This window comes from Buchnera aphidicola (Greenidea ficicola), assembly GCF_039386055.1.
In the GTDB taxonomy this organism is placed as follows: domain Bacteria; phylum Pseudomonadota; class Gammaproteobacteria; order Enterobacterales; family Enterobacteriaceae; genus Buchnera_K; species Buchnera_K aphidicola_A.
The window spans coordinates 366,010-380,214 of record NZ_CP135012.1 but is presented as its reverse complement, the minus strand read 5'-3'; the positions used below and the strand labels follow the sequence as shown (position 1 = coordinate 380,214).

At 18.2% G+C, this 14,205-nt stretch carries 16 protein-coding genes and 3 tRNA genes; 12 read left to right on the top strand and 7 right to left on the bottom strand.

Annotated features, from left to right (window positions below):
- Positions 1–52: 52 nt before the first annotated feature.
- Both RJT27_RS01945 and RJT27_RS01940 read left to right on the top strand, forming a co-directional pair.
- Positions 53–1,276: an MFS transporter gene (locus RJT27_RS01945; protein WP_343189642.1), complete on the top strand. Its 1,224-nt coding sequence runs from the start codon at positions 53–55 to the stop codon at positions 1,274–1,276.
- Between the two features lie 288 nt (positions 1,277–1,564).
- Positions 1,565–2,728, top strand: a complete 1,164-nt coding sequence (locus RJT27_RS01940; protein WP_343189444.1) for a hypothetical protein — start codon at positions 1,565–1,567, stop codon at positions 2,726–2,728.
- A 76-nt stretch (positions 2,729–2,804) separates the two neighbouring features.
- On the opposite strand, the gene RJT27_RS01935 is transcribed toward RJT27_RS01940, so the two are convergent.
- The 3 genes from RJT27_RS01935 to hslV all read right to left on the bottom strand — a co-directional run bounded on the left by RJT27_RS01935 (position 2,805) and on the right by hslV (position 5,525).
- The gene (locus RJT27_RS01935) at positions 2,805–3,551 is read right to left on the bottom strand and encodes an FAD-binding oxidoreductase (protein WP_343189443.1); all 747 of its coding nucleotides are present in this window, start codon (positions 3,549–3,551) and stop codon (positions 2,805–2,807) included.
- 98 nt (positions 3,552–3,649) lie between these two features.
- Positions 3,650–4,984, bottom strand: a complete 1,335-nt coding sequence (gene hslU / locus RJT27_RS01930) for an ATP-dependent protease ATPase subunit HslU (RefSeq protein ID WP_343189442.1) — start codon at positions 4,982–4,984, stop codon at positions 3,650–3,652.
- A gap of 10 nt (positions 4,985–4,994) precedes the next feature.
- On the bottom strand, positions 4,995–5,525 hold the full coding sequence (hslV, locus tag RJT27_RS01925; RefSeq protein WP_343189441.1) for an ATP-dependent protease subunit HslV: 531 nt from the start codon (positions 5,523–5,525) through the stop codon (positions 4,995–4,997).
- Between the two features lie 168 nt (positions 5,526–5,693).
- Between hslV and rpmE the strand changes: the two genes are divergently transcribed.
- Positions 5,694–5,903: a 50S ribosomal protein L31 gene (gene rpmE / locus RJT27_RS01920; RefSeq protein WP_343189440.1), complete on the top strand. Its 210-nt coding sequence runs from the start codon at positions 5,694–5,696 to the stop codon at positions 5,901–5,903.
- 49 nt (positions 5,904–5,952) lie between these two features.
- Here the strand turns inward: rpmE and RJT27_RS01915 are convergent.
- Positions 5,953–6,025: transfer RNA gene (locus tag RJT27_RS01915), tRNA-Gly, on the bottom strand.
- 188 nt (positions 6,026–6,213) lie between these two features.
- Between RJT27_RS01915 and pgi the strand changes: the two genes are divergently transcribed.
- From pgi to cysQ, 8 genes are all read left to right on the top strand, one after another.
- A complete protein-coding gene (gene pgi, locus RJT27_RS01910; protein WP_343189439.1) occupies positions 6,214–7,857 on the top strand; it encodes a glucose-6-phosphate isomerase in 1,644 nt (547 codons plus the stop codon).
- Positions 7,858–7,957: 100 nt separating this feature from the next.
- Positions 7,958–8,860 (top strand): tRNA (adenosine(37)-N6)-dimethylallyltransferase MiaA, encoded by a 903-nt coding sequence (gene miaA, locus RJT27_RS01905; RefSeq protein WP_343189641.1) that lies wholly within the window; start codon positions 7,958–7,960, stop codon positions 8,858–8,860.
- Between the two features lie 43 nt (positions 8,861–8,903).
- Positions 8,904–9,617, top strand: a complete 714-nt coding sequence (locus tag RJT27_RS01900) for a hypothetical protein (RefSeq protein ID WP_343189438.1) — start codon at positions 8,904–8,906, stop codon at positions 9,615–9,617.
- Between the two features lie 55 nt (positions 9,618–9,672).
- Complete coding sequence (locus RJT27_RS01895) at positions 9,673–10,971, top strand: adenylosuccinate synthase (RefSeq protein WP_343189437.1); 1,299 nt, start codon at positions 9,673–9,675, stop codon at positions 10,969–10,971.
- Between the two features lie 146 nt (positions 10,972–11,117).
- Positions 11,118–11,483, top strand: coding sequence for a 30S ribosomal protein S6 (gene rpsF, locus RJT27_RS01890; RefSeq protein WP_343189436.1), 366 nt, complete (start codon positions 11,118–11,120; stop codon positions 11,481–11,483).
- 46 nt (positions 11,484–11,529) lie between these two features.
- Entirely contained in the window at positions 11,530–11,757 is a 228-nt protein-coding gene (gene rpsR / locus RJT27_RS01885) for a 30S ribosomal protein S18 (RefSeq protein ID WP_343189435.1), read from the top strand.
- A gap of 33 nt (positions 11,758–11,790) precedes the next feature.
- Positions 11,791–12,237 (top strand): 50S ribosomal protein L9, encoded by a 447-nt coding sequence (rplI, locus tag RJT27_RS01880; RefSeq protein ID WP_343189434.1) that lies wholly within the window; start codon positions 11,791–11,793, stop codon positions 12,235–12,237.
- A gap of 31 nt (positions 12,238–12,268) precedes the next feature.
- Entirely contained in the window at positions 12,269–13,009 is a 741-nt protein-coding gene (gene cysQ, locus RJT27_RS01875; protein ID WP_343189433.1) for a 3'(2'),5'-bisphosphate nucleotidase CysQ, read from the top strand.
- On the opposite strand, the gene pyrE is transcribed toward cysQ, so the two are convergent.
- Together pyrE and RJT27_RS01865 are read right to left on the bottom strand one after the other, a co-directional pair.
- Positions 12,980–13,630, bottom strand: coding sequence for an orotate phosphoribosyltransferase (pyrE, locus tag RJT27_RS01870; RefSeq protein WP_343189432.1), 651 nt, complete (start codon positions 13,628–13,630; stop codon positions 12,980–12,982). The two genes, cysQ and pyrE, sit on opposite strands and share 30 nt — an antisense overlap.
- Positions 13,631–13,651: 21 nt before the next feature.
- Positions 13,652–13,725: transfer RNA gene (locus tag RJT27_RS01865), tRNA-Ile, on the bottom strand.
- Between the two features lie 165 nt (positions 13,726–13,890).
- On the opposite strand from RJT27_RS01865, the gene RJT27_RS01860 reads away from it, so the two are divergent.
- Positions 13,891–13,963: transfer RNA gene (locus RJT27_RS01860), tRNA-Asn, on the top strand.
- Between the two features lie 3 nt (positions 13,964–13,966).
- Here the strand turns inward: RJT27_RS01860 and RJT27_RS01855 are convergent.
- Positions 13,967–14,200 (bottom strand): oxidative damage protection protein, encoded by a 234-nt coding sequence (locus RJT27_RS01855; protein ID WP_343189431.1) that lies wholly within the window; start codon positions 14,198–14,200, stop codon positions 13,967–13,969.
- Between the last annotated feature and the right edge of the window lie 5 nt (positions 14,201–14,205).

Here is a 14,205-nt window from a genome sequence, read left to right as displayed (position 1 = left end):
GAATTATTATTATGTATTCAATAAAAAAATTTTTTAATTTTTTTTTTATTAAATTTTTTTTTTAAATAAAAAAATAAAAAATAAAAAAAAGTATATTAAAATTGGTAGTAAAAAATATAAATATTTTATTATTTCTTTATTTTTTGCTGGATTAACAAATTTTTCTATTTTATATTGTGTTCAACCAATTTTGCCAATTTTTTCAAAAACTTTTCATTTAAATCCTGCGCAGAGTAGTTTTTCATTATCTATTACTACTATTTTTATGGCGATTGGGATGTTGTTTACTGGTAATTTAGCAGATATTTTTGGAAGAAAATCTGTTATTACTTTTTCTTTATTTTTTGCTTCTTTTTTTACTATTTTATGTTCTAATATTAACAATTGGGATATTATAATTTTTTTAAGAGGATTAATAGGTTTATCTTTAAGTGGAATTACTTCAGTAGTTTTAACTTATATGACAGAAGAAATAAAACCTAATGCTTTAGCTTTATCTGTAGGTTTATATATTAGTGTAAATACTTTTGGTGGTTTTTTTGGAAGGTTTTTTACTAGTTTTTTTGTTCATTATTATTCATGGAATATAGCTATTTTTTGTATTGGTGTTATTTCTTTAATATCATCTTTATTTTTTTTATTTTTTTTCCCTCCTTCTTTAAATTTTCATACAGAATCTTTTAATTTAAAAAGATATTTTAAAAATATTATATTACCTTTAAAAAATTTTCAATTAAGACTATTATTTTTTATAGGATTTTTATTAATGGGTAGTTTTATTACTTTATTTAATTATATAAGTTATAAATTAATGATAAAACCATTTTTTCTTAATCATGCTTTAGTTGGATTTATTTCAGTTATTTATTTAATAGGGGTTTATAGTTCTCCAAAAGCTGGTTTGTTAACTAAAAAATATGGTTATGGAAATATTTCAATATATTCTTTATTTATTATGATTTTTGGTTTATTTTTAACACAATTTAATTTTATAATTATTGTTTTTTTAGGATTAATATTATTTACTGGTGGTTTTTTTGCAGCGCATTCTGTTTCAAGTTCTTGGATTGGCCATTGTTCTAGAAATAGTAAAGGTTATTCTTCTTCTATATATTTATTTTTTTATTATTTAGGTTCTAGTTTTTTTGGAACTTTTGGTGGTTTATTTTGGTTTTTTGGTGGTTGGTTATATGTTTCTTTTTTTATATTATTATTAATTATTTTAATTTTATATTTTTTAAAAAAATTATCTAATTTTCCTTATTATTCTGTTTAATGTTTTAAAATATATTTAAATATTTTGCTTGAATATTTGTAAAATTATTATTTAAAGGTTATAATATTTTATTACAATTAAAAAAATATTAATTATATAATTTTAAATATATTTTTCTTGTTTTTTTTTATACTATGGTATATTTTAATTATATTAATTAATATTATATATTATATTTTATATATTATATATTATTTATAAATTCTAATAACATTTAAAAGAGACAAAATATTATGAATAAAAAAAATAAAAAAGATTTAATTTATAAACACAAGAGGATGTAAAACTATGTCATCTATTCTAGTGGCGGATAAAGAAAATGATATTTTAATTAATATTAAAAATAGAATTGAAAATAATTTTCATAAAAAAAACAATATTTATAAAGATGAAAATTTATCATTATATACAAATAAGAATTTAAATTGTGATTCTTTTGTTTTAAATAAAAATGATATTAATTTAGATATTTATTCAAAATATAAAAATTTTGAAACAAAAAAAAATGATAATAATGAAATATTTGAAAATATCAAAAAAAATGATTTTTTTCATGAAAAATATATAGATGATACATCATCTATGCCAATGTATACATTTGATCAAGATATAAAAGTTGGTTATGATGATAATATAATTAATAATGGAGTATCTAATAATTTAGATATTTCTTCTTTACCAGATTCAATAGAATCCAAAGTATATGGAAAAAATTTAACTAATGATTCATTATATATTTCTGATGATGAAATTATTGATAAAATTAAAAAATTAGTTAATTTAAATAAAAAAATTAATAAAGAAAATTTATTAAATGAAGAAAATATTGAAAATGATGAAATAGATGATACAAGTAATGTATTTACTAAATATGAATCTTCTCCAATTTTATCTGATATTTTATCTTTTGGAAATAAAGATTTTTCTGATAAAACTCCTTGGAAAATATCTCTTTTATTAGATAAATCTATTACAAATTTTAATAAAAGTGAAGATTTAGATTATAGTTTTAAATATTTAAGTAAAACTAAATCTTTAAATCCTAATTTTTTAAATGATTTAAAAAATTTAGATATAATTATTAATGGAAAAAAATTAATTAATAATAATAAGCAAAATCGTTTAGATAGATTTAGAGAATTTATACCTGATTTACAATCGCAACAATTAATTTCTACTTATGTTAATAAATCTATTTTATTACAACCTTATTTAAATTTATTTAAAATACATCCAGAATTATTAAAATTTAAAAGTAAAAATTCAATTATAAATTGTGAAATTAATCAAATAGATAAAAATTCATTTAAAATATTGATTACTGATATTACAAAATTAAATTCAAAAATAGATTCTTCAAAAAATTCTTATAATTCTTTTGGGGTTCGTTCGGTAATGATTATATCTAAAATTAATGAGCCAATTTTACAACATTTATTTTTTGTAAAATAGATTTATTTATTTAAAATTTTATGTAAGGATAGAGCATTACATAATTTTGTATGCTCTATTATTTTAAAATTAATTTTTACCAATAACTTTCTGTAGTAATATTTCCTTTTTTATTTTTTGATTTTTTATACATTTTTTTTTTTTTTTTTAAAATTTCACAAATATTTTTTATCATATTAGGATTTCCGCATAACATAATATGTGATTTTTTATTATTTATTTTTTTTTTAATTTTTTTTTCTAATGTTCCATTTTTTAGTAATTTTGTTAAACGACCATGTAAAAAATTTTTTTTTTTTTCACGAGTTAAAGTTATCTTTATTATTATTTTTTTTTTGTATATTTTTTTTATTTTTTTTATTATATGTAAATAATGTAAATTTTTTAAATATTTTATTGAATGAATTAAAATTATTTTTTTAAATTTTTTAATTTTTTTTTTTTTAGATAAAATTGATAAATAAGGACCTATTCCAGTTCCAGTGGATAACATCCATAAGTCTTTACATTTTGGAATATTTTTAATTGTAAAATATCCAAAAGAATTTTTTTTTATCATTATTTTATCTTTAATATTTAATTTTGATAAATAATTACTCATTATTCCATGTTTAATAATAATAATATAAAATTCTAAAATTTTATTTTCTGGAGAATTTACATAAGAATATGCTCTAATTATTTTTTTTTTATTTAAAATAATTAATATTTTTGCAAATTGTCCCGCTATAAATGGTTTAATTTTTGCATTTAAAAAAATACTAAATATATTATTAGACCATTTTTTAAATTTTATAACTTCTGCTTTAACCCAATCATTCATATATTTCCTTATTTATAAAATATTTTATATTTTTTTTTAAAAAAAAATTTTAAATTTTGCCTATTTTTTTTTAATGAAAATAGGCAATTATTTTAATTTTATAAAATAAATTTATTATAATTTTCTTTACATGTCATATCATTTAAATATTGAATTACATATTTAGAATCAATAACTAAATTTAAACCATGATTTTCGCTAGCTTTAAATGATATATTTTCCATTAATTGTTCTAATATTGTATATAATCTTCTTGCTCCTATATTTTCTGTTGATTCATTTACATTCCATGCTGCTTCAGCAATTCTTTTTATTCCATCTTTTGTAAAACTTATTTTTACTCCTTCTGTTTTCATAAGATATTGATATTGAATTGTCATAGATATTTTTGGTTCGGTAAGTATTTTTTTAAAATCATTTATTGTTAATGCTTTTAATTCTACTCTAATTGGTAATCTTCCTTGTAATTCTGGAATTAAATCTTTTGGGGAAGAAATTTGAAATGCTCCAGAAGCTATAAATAATATATGATCTGTTTTTACTGTTCCATGTTTAGTAGAAATTTCACAACCTTCAATTAAAGGTAATAAATCTCTTTGTACCCCTTCTCTAGAAATGTCTGGTCCATGAGATGTTCCTCCTCTTTTACATATTTTGTCAATTTCGTCTATAAAAACTATTCCATTTTGTTCTACTAATTTTATTGCTTCTTTTTTTAATTCATCTAAATTAATTAATTTTATTGCTTCTTCTTCTTTTAATAATTTTATTGCATCTTTTATTTTTAATTTTCTTGTTTTTTTTTTTTGATTTCCTAAATTTTGAAATAAAGATTGTAATTGATTAGTTAATTCTTCCATTCCTGGAGGAGCCATAATTTCTACTCCCATAGGGGCAGAAATTACATTTATTTCAATTTTTTTTTCGTCTAATTCCCCTTTTCTTAATTTTTTTTTAAAAGTTTTTATTGTAGATAATGGTCTTTCACTTTTTTGATTTTTATTTTCATGATCTTTAGCGGTAGGTATTAAAACATCTAAAATTCTTTTTTCTACTATTTTTATAACTTTTTTTTCATTTTCTTTTATTTTTTTTATTCTAATCATCTTTAATGCTGAATCAGTTAAATCTCTAATAATAGAATCAACTTCTTTACCTACATAACCTACTTCAGTAAATTTTGTTGCTTCTATTTTAATAAATGGAGCATTAGCTAATTTTGCTAATCTTCTTGCTATTTCTGTTTTTCCTACTCCTGTTGGTCCAATCATTAATATGTTTTTTGGAATTATTTCTTTTCTTATTTTTTTATTTAATTGCATACGTCTCCATCTATTTCTTAATGCTATTGCAACAGTTCTTTTTGCTTTTTTTTGACCAATAATAAATCTATTTAGTTCTTTTACAATTTCACGAGGGGTCATTTCAGACATATAATATTCCTTACTTTTCTGAATTTATTTCTTTTATAGTAAAAATATTATTAGTATATATACAAATATCAGCAGTTATTATTAATGCTTTTTTAACAATATTATTTGCACTTAATTGTGTATTTTCTATTAATGCTTTTGCTGCTGCTTGAGCATAAGCTCCTCCTGATCCTATTGCCATAAGATCATTTTCTGGTTTTATAACATCTCCACTTCCAGATATAATTAATGAAGTATCTTTATCTGCTACAGCTAATAAAGCTTCTAATTTTCTTAATATTTTATCTGTTCTCCAATCTTTTGCTAATTCTATTGCAGCTCTTGTAAGTTTACCTTGGTATATATCTAATTTTTTTTCAAATAATTCGAATAACGTAAAAGCATCTGCAGTTCCACCAGCAAAACCTGCAATAATTTGATTATGATATAATGTTCTTATTTTTTGAACATTATTTTTCATTATTGTATGTCCTAATGTTGCTTGTCCATCTCCTCCAATAACAACTTTTTTTTTAATTCTAACACTTAATATTGTTGTCATAAAATAATTCCTTTATAAAAAAAAATAATTTTATATATTAAATATNTNATTATAATAATATTTAATATATAAATATATATTTATAAAATATTATTAAAATATTATATATAAATTTATTTATTTTGTTTATAATATTTATTTAATTTTAAATATTTAAAAAGATATTTTATGAAATCTAATATTCATCCTAAATATTTTAATATTATAGCTATTTGTTCATGTGGAAATTCAATAAAAATTTCATCAACTATTTTTAAAAATATTTATCTGGATGTTTGTAGTAATTGTCATCCATTTTATACTGGAAAACAAAGAATTTTAGATAATGGTGGTCGTGTTGAAAAATTTAATAAAAAATTTAATTTATCTTTTATTTAAATTTTTTTTTATTATTAAATTATATAAAATTTTATAATTTTATTTTAATAGCGGGAAACGAGGTTCGAACTCGCGACCTTAACCTTGGCAAGGTTACACTCTACCAACTGAGCTATTCCCGCATTATTTTTATAATTGATATATTTATATTTTATATTAAAACAAATATTTTCTTTTTTGTCCAATATTTTTATAAATAATTTTATGATAATATTATTTTTAAAATAATTAATATTTTATTTTTTATATTATATATAATTTTATAATATTAAAATATTTATTATTTTTAAAAATAAGAAAGAATTATTTTATGAAGAATATTAATCCTTTAAATACTAAATCATGGAAACAATTAAAAAAACATTATAAAATTATAAAAAATATTCATTTAAATGAAATGTTTATTAATGATAAAAATAGATTTAATAATTTTTCTTTATTATTTGAAAATAAAATATTAGTAGATTTTTCTAAAAATAGAATAAATGATATTACTTTAAAATTATTATTAAAATTAACTAAAGAAACTTATTTATCAGAAGCTATATTTGATTTTTTTAATGGAAAAAAAATAAATAAAACTGAAAATAGAGCAGTTTTACATACTGCATTACGTAGTTTTAATAAAAAACCTTTATTTTATGAAGGAAAAAATGTTTATTTAAAAATTAAAAAAGTTTTAAGAAAAATGAAAATATTTTCAAAAAAAATTATTCAAAAAAAATGGTTAGGTTATACTAATAAATTTATTACAGATATAGTAAATATTGGTATTGGAGGATCAGATTTAGGACCTAATATGGTTATTGAATCATTAAAACCTTATAATAATCATTTAAAAATTCATTTTGTTTCTAATGTTGATGCAACACAAGTATTAGAAGTTTTAAAAAAAATTTCTCCAGATAGAACGATATTTATTATTTGTTCTAAAACTTTTACTACGCAAGAAACTATTATAAATGCAAATAGTATTAAAAAATGGTTTTTAAAATATACTAATAAAAAAAAAGATTTTAAAAAACATTTTTTTGCAGTTTCTACAAATTATGTTGAACCTTTAAAATTTGGAATTGATATTGATAATATTTTTAAATTTTGGGATTGGGTTGGTGGAAGATATTCTTTATGGTCTTCAGTAGGATTATCTATTATGTTATTAATAGGATATAAAAATTTTATAAAATTTTTACAAGGTGCTTATTCTATGGATTTGCATTTTTTAAAAACTCCTTTTGAGAAAAATATTCCAGTATTATTAGCTTTAATTAGTATCTGGTATAATAATTTTTTTAATATGGAAACAGAAGCTATATTACCTTATGATCAATATATGAATAGATTTTCTTCATATTTTCAGCAAGCAAATATGGAATCTAACGGTAAATGTTTTGATAGAAAAGGAAATAAAGTAAATTGGCAAACTGGTCCAATTATTTGGGGTGAATCAGGAACAAATAGTCAACATTCTTTTTTTCAATTATTGCATCAAGGAACAAAAATTGTACCTTGTGATTTTATTGCTCCTGCTTTGTCTCATAATCCTTTAGATTCACATCATAATTTTTTATTATCTAATTTTTTTGCTCAAACGCAATCATTAGCTTTTGGTTCAAATTCTTTTTATTATAAAAATATTAATAATATAAATAATAATTGTTTTGATAAAAATATTATTTATAAAACATTTGAAGGAAATCGACCTACAAATTCTATTTTATGTAAAAAAATTACTCCATATGTATTAGGAGCATTAATTTGTATGTATGAACATAAAATTTTTACTCAAGGAATAATTTTAAATATTTATAGTTTTGATCAATGGGGAGTTGAGTTAGGTAAAATATTAGCTAATAAAATTTTTTTAAAATTGTTAAATAAATCTTATGTTGATAATTTTGATTCTTCTACTAATGGATTAATTAATATATATAAAAAATGGAATTTTAATTAATTATTTATTTTTTTACGTAATAAAAATTTTGTTTTTTTTTATAGTGAAATGTAATATGAATTTTTTAAATGTTAAAATTAAACCTTATATATTTTTTTTAATGGGTCCTACAGCTTCAGGTAAAACAAAATTAGCAATAGAATTATGTAAATATTTACCTTTTAAAATAATTAGTGTTGATTCTTGTTTAATTTATAAATATATGAATATAGGAACAGGAAAATTAAATATTAATAAACAAAAAAAATATCCTCATTTTTTAATAGATATGTTAGATCCAAAAGAAAGATATTCAGTTTATTCTTTTAGAAAAAATGTTTTATTAAAGATAAAAAAAATTTTAAAAGATGGTTATATACCATTGTTAGTTGGAGGAACAATGTTATATTATAAATCTTTATTGAAAAATTTTTCTCCATTACCTTCTTCTAATGTTTATATACAGAAAAATATTTTAAAATTTATTAATAATAATAATCAAAAATTGCATTCTTATTTAAATATTTTTGATTCATCTTCTTCAAAAAAAATTCATAAAAATGATCATAGAAGATTATTAAGAGCTTTAGAAGTTTATTATATTTCAGGAAAAAAATTTAGTGAGTTATTAAAATTATCTAAAAAAAAATTTCCTTATTCAATAATACAATTTGCTATTTTACCAAAAAATAAATCTTGGTTATATAAACGTGTAGTATTAAGATTTAAAAAAATGATTTCTTTAGGTTTTCAAAAAGAAGTAGAATTTTTATTTAATAGAGGAGATTTGCATAAAAATTTACCTTCTATTAAATGTATCGGTTATAAACAAATGTGGAAATATTTATCTAATGAAGTAACTTTTTTAGAGATGTTTAATAATACTATTAATGAAACGATGCAATTAGCTAAAAAACAAATGACTTGGCTTCGTAATTGGAAAAATATTTATTGGTTAAAATCAGGGAATATAAATAAATCTATTAAAAAAATTATAAGTGTAAAATATATTTTAAAATGTTAATATATAATATATATATATTTTTTTTAAATATTGAGTTTTTTTTATGAATAAAATTTTTTTTTTTTTTATTAGTTTTTTTTTAATTTTTTATTATTATTTTTTAATAATTGTTAAAGAAAATAATTATGATATTTGTTATTTTAATAATCCTTTTTTTTTGTTTCCTAAAAGAAATATTATTATTTTAAAACCTGGTTTGTATTTTAAAAAAAATATTTTTTTAAAATATGAAAAAATTTATAATAAAAATATAAATTCTAATAGTGATAATTATTATATATTAATTAATAATTCTTTATTAAGTTTAAATATTTATATAACATGGAAAATTAATAATATTTCTGTTTTTTATAAAAAAAATAATAATTTTAATAAATTAAATTTTGAAAGATATTTACAATATGAATTTTTTATAAAGTTTAGAAAAATTATTAAAAATTTTTATATTAAAGAGTATTTTAATTATTTAGATTTTTTTTTAAAAAAAAAATTTAAAAAAGATCTTGAAAAAATAAATTTTTTAAATAAAAATAAAAATATAAAATATAGTTTTTTATATTTTATAAATAATTTTAAAAAAAATAATAAAAATGTATTTTTTTTAAAAGATAATATTTTTTCTAATTTAGGTATAGAAATAATAGATTATGGTATTTTAAATTATAAATTTTCAAAATTAGATTTAAATTCTATATTAAATTTTTTAAATATGAAAAATGAAAAATTTTATAAAATTAATAGATTAAGAGGTTTATAAATTTTTAGTATATATATTATTATTTATAATTTTAATATTATTATAAGGCAATTTTATGAGTAAAACTATGGTAGTTTTAGGTACTCAATGGGGAGATGAAGGAAAAGGAAAAATAATTGATTTTTTATCTAAAAATGCTACTCATATTGTTAGATATCAAGGAGGAAATAATGCTGGTCATACTTTAATAGTAAAAAAAAAAAAAATAGTTTTACATTTAATTCCTTCTGGTTTGTTATATAAAAATATTATAGGTATAATTGGAAATGGAGTAGTTGTTTCTCCCACTGCTTTAATTAAAGAAATTAATATTTTAAAAAAAAAAAAAATAAAAGTTTTAGATCGTTTAGTTATTTCAAAATATTGTCCTTTAGTATTAAAATATCATGTTAAAATGGATAAACTTAGAGAGAATTTTAAAAATAAAATAATTATTGGAACTACTAGAAGAGGAATAGGTCCTTCTTATGAAGATAAAATAGCAAGAAGAGGTTTGCGTATAGGAGATTTAAAAAATTTTGATTTTTTTAAATATCGTTTAAAAGAATTAGTAAATTATTATAATTATTATTTTATAAATTATTATAATGATAAACCTGTAAATTTTAAAAAGTTATTAAATAAATTATATAATATAAAAGATATATTTTTAAAAATATTAAAAAATACGACAAAATTTTTAAATAAAATTATTTCTAAAAAAAAAAAAAAAATTATTTTTGAAGGAGCGCAAGGAACATTTTTAGATATTGATCATGGAACATATCCTTATGTTACTTCTTCTAATACTACTATTGGAGGGGTTTTTACTGGAACTGGAATAGGACCAAAAAATATAAATTATATATTAGGTGTTGTTAAATCTTATGTTACTAGAGTTGGAAATGGTCCTTTTATAACTGAGATTTTTGGTGATTTAAATGATTTTTTTTATTTAAAAGGGAAAGAATCTGGTTCTACTACTGGAAGGCGCAGAAGAATTGGATGGTTAGATATTGTTGCTTTAAGAAAATCTATTTTTATTAATTCTTTATCTTCTTTATGTCTTACAAAAATTGATGTTTTAGATTATCTTCCAGAAATTAAAATTTGTATAGGGTATAAAAAAATAAATAAGAATAATAAATTTTTAGATAATTTTGAAAATAATATTTTAAATAAAAAACCAATATATAAAATTATTAAAGGTTGGAATGTTTCTACTTATGGAATATCAAATTTTGATGATTTACCTAATGAAACTAAAAATTTTATTTTTTTGATTGAAAAATTAACTAATATACCTATTGATATTATTTCTACTGGTCCAGATCGATGTCATACGATTGTTCGTTATAGTTTTTTTAAAAAATAATTTTTTTAAAGTATTATTTTTATTGATTTTGATAATTAATTAATTTATATTTTTTTAAAAATAAATATTTTATTTTAAAATTTTATTTAAATTATAAAAAATTTTTTTTGATATTTATTTTAAAATAAAATTTTAAAGGGAAATATATGAGAAATTATGAAATAATATTTATGATACATCCTGATAGTAGTGAAAAAGTTTCTAATATTATACAATTTTATAGTAATTTAATTTTAAAAAAACAAGGAAAAATACATAGATTAGAAGATTGGGGTCGTAGACAATTAGCTTATTGTATTAAAAAACTTCATAAAGCTCATTATGTTTTAATGAATATTGAAGTTTTTCCAAAAATGATAGATATTTTACGAAAACATTTAAAGTTTAATGTTTCTATTTTAAGAAGTATAATTATTTCAGTTAAAAATATTATAACTGAAACTTCTCCTATGATAAAAATAAAAGATGATAAAAAAATTATAAAAAAAAAAAAAAATGTTAAAATTATTTAATATTATAAAATAAGATTATATTTAAATATAAGGATTTTTTAAATTCATGATACGTTATTATCGTCGTCGTAAGTTTTGTAGATTTACTGTAGAAGGGATAAAAGAAATAGATTATAAAGATATTTCTTTATTAAAAAATTATATTACGGAAAATGGAAAAATTGTTCCTAGTAGAATAACTGGGACAAAAGCTAAATATCAAAGAAAATTATCAAAAGCAATTAAAATAGCAAGATATTTAGCTTTATTACCATATACTGATCATCATAAATAATTTTTTTTTTTTTTTTTTTTTTTAAGAGGATTTATGAAGATTATTTTATTAAAAAAAATTTTTAATTTAGGAAATATAGGTAATATTATAAAAGTAAAGTCTGGTTATGCAAGAAATTATTTAATTCCGAATGGAAAAGCTTGTTTAGCAAATAAAAAAAATATAATAAAATATAAAAAAAAAGAATATGAATTTAAAAATATACAAAAAAAAAAATATTTGAAAAATTTAAATAGATGTAAAAGATTAAAAAATCTTGGTGAAATTATTATTTTTAGATCAGGACATAAGGGTAAATTATTTGGTTCGGTTGGAATAAAAGAAATTGTTAAATGTATTTGTTCTTTAGGATTTTTAATATATAAAAAAGAATTACATTTACCAAATGGAACTTTTCGTAAATTTGGTGTTTATGAAATATATTTTCAACCTTCTATTGATATTTCATTTGTTTTTAAAATAAATATTAAGAATAAATAATTTTTTATGTTATTTTATTTAAGAGAAATATATGTTAAAAAAAGTTTTAAAAATAATTAAAGAAGCTGGATCTATTGTACTTTTTTATTATTATAAAAATATTAGTAAAAAAAATATATTTTATAAAGTTGATAATTCTCCTGTTACTTCGGTAGATTATGATGTTAATGATTTTCTTATTAAAGAATTATATAAATTAACACCTGATTTTCCTATATTATCTGAAGAAAATTTACCAGATATTAAATTATGTAAAAATTGGAATACTTATTGGTTAATTGATCCTTTAGATGGAACAAAAGAATTTATTAATAAAATTCCTGAGTTTACTATTAATATTTGTTTAATAAAAAAAAATATTCCTCTTTTTGGAGTTATTTATATACCATATTATAAAACTTTATATTATTCTCATTTCGGAAAATTATTTAAAGAAGTACAAGGTTGTAAAAGTGTTATAAAAAAAAATATTTATAATAATAATAATTTTATTGTTAGTAGATCGCATTATGATTTAAAAATAGATACTTATTTAAAAAAATATAAATATTATTCTAAAATAAAATTAGGTTCTTCTTGGAAATTTTGTTTAATTGCTGAAAGAAAAGCTAAATGTTATTTACGTTATGGAAATACAGGAATTTGGGATACTGCTGCTGGTGAATCTATACTGAATGCTTCTGGAGGTTGCATTAAAACTTTTTCTGGTAAAAATTTAGATTATTCTTTAAAAAAATCTTTTTTAAATCCTGGTTTTAAAGCTTGTATTTAATTTTTTTTTATTATAATTTATAATTAGTTTTAGTTCTTTTTTCATTTTTTTGTTTTTTTTTAAATATTTTATTATATCGTTAATATTAATTATTGTTATTATTTTTATTTTTTTTTGTATTTTTTTTATAATGGAATTTTTTTTTTTTTCTTGTCTGTCAAATGCTACAATTATTGCATTAATTTTTGCTTTTTTTTTAAAAATTTTTATATTTTTTTGTATTGTAATACCGGAGGTAAGGACATCATCTAAAATAATTATTTTTTTGTTTTTAATAGAAGATCCTATTAATTTTCCTTTTTCTCCATGTTTTTTTTTTTCTTTTCTATTAAAACAATAAGGAATATTAATATTATATTTTTTAAATAATGTAATTATTGTACTTATTACAATCGGTATTCCTTTATAAGAAAATCCAAATAATAAATTAAATTTTATTTTAGAATTAATTATTATTTTTGTATAAAATTCACTTAATTTTATAATATCTTTTGGTTTTTTAAAAACACTAGAATTAAAAAAATATGGACTTATTTTTCCAGATTTTAGTTTAAATGTTCCAAATTTTAATGCTTTTTTTTTAATAATAAATTTTATAAATTTTTTTTTAAAATTATTCATATTATTTATATTTATTTTTTTTGGCCCCTGCTGGATTTGAACCAGCGACCTAGCGATTATGAGTCGCGTGCTCTAACCAACTGAGCTAAGGGGCCTTTGTTATTTTTTTTTTTTTTTTTTTTTTTTTTTTTTTTTTTTTGTTAATTTATATATTGTAAAACAATTTTAAAAATTAATCCAGAAATGTTTTATTATATTTTTTTTTTTTTTTTTTTTTTTTTTTGACATTATAAATATAATTTGTTATTATAATATAATATTCCTCTGTAGTTCAGTTGGTAGAACGGCGGACTGTTAATCCGTATGTCACTGGTTCGATCCCAGTCAGAGGAGTTTTTAATTTTTAAAAAAAAATTTTTTCATTTTTTTTTCTATTATTTTTATATCTTTTTTTTTATTTGTATTTAGTTTTTTTTCGTTTATTATTTTTGTTTGTTTATTTATCCATTTTTTCCAAGCTTTTTTTGATATATTTTTATATATTTTTTTTCCTAATTTTCCTGGATAAATAATTTTTTTCATTTTTTTTAGTTTTTTTTTAAAAAAGTAACAAAAAATTTTTTTTACCATTTTTT

Bases quoted from the DNA above. Each gene is read 5' to 3' on its own strand.
- pgi (WP_343189439.1), top strand. From the start codon at position 6,214: ATGAAGAATATTAATCCTTTAAATACTAAATCATGGAAACAATTAAAA.
- rplI (WP_343189434.1), top strand. From the start codon at position 11,791: ATGAAGATTATTTTATTAAAAAAAATTTTTAATTTAGGAAATATAGGT.
- RJT27_RS01900 (WP_343189438.1), top strand. From the start codon at position 8,904: ATGAATAAAATTTTTTTTTTTTTTATTAGTTTTTTTTTAATTTTTTAT.
- rpmE (WP_343189440.1), top strand. From the start codon at position 5,694: ATGAAATCTAATATTCATCCTAAATATTTTAATATTATAGCTATTTGT.
- cysQ (WP_343189433.1), top strand. From the start codon at position 12,269: ATGTTAAAAAAAGTTTTAAAAATAATTAAAGAAGCTGGATCTATTGTA.
- RJT27_RS01895 (WP_343189437.1), top strand. From the start codon at position 9,673: ATGAGTAAAACTATGGTAGTTTTAGGTACTCAATGGGGAGATGAAGGA.
- rpsF (WP_343189436.1), top strand. From the start codon at position 11,118: ATGAGAAATTATGAAATAATATTTATGATACATCCTGATAGTAGTGAA.
- miaA (WP_343189641.1), top strand. From the start codon at position 7,958: ATGGGTCCTACAGCTTCAGGTAAAACAAAATTAGCAATAGAATTATGT.
- pyrE (WP_343189432.1), bottom strand. From the start codon at position 13,630: ATGAATAATTTTAAAAAAAAATTTATAAAATTTATTATTAAAAAAAAA.
- hslV (WP_343189441.1), bottom strand. From the start codon at position 5,525: ATGACAACAATATTAAGTGTTAGAATTAAAAAAAAAGTTGTTATTGGA.
- rpsR (WP_343189435.1), top strand. From the start codon at position 11,530: ATGATACGTTATTATCGTCGTCGTAAGTTTTGTAGATTTACTGTAGAA.
- RJT27_RS01940 (WP_343189444.1), top strand. From the start codon at position 1,565: ATGTCATCTATTCTAGTGGCGGATAAAGAAAATGATATTTTAATTAAT.
- RJT27_RS01855 (WP_343189431.1), bottom strand. From the start codon at position 14,200: ATGGTAAAAAAAATTTTTTGTTACTTTTTTAAAAAAAAACTAAAAAAA.
- RJT27_RS01935 (WP_343189443.1), bottom strand. From the start codon at position 3,551: ATGAATGATTGGGTTAAAGCAGAAGTTATAAAATTTAAAAAATGGTCT.
- hslU (WP_343189442.1), bottom strand. From the start codon at position 4,984: ATGTCTGAAATGACCCCTCGTGAAATTGTAAAAGAACTAAATAGATTT.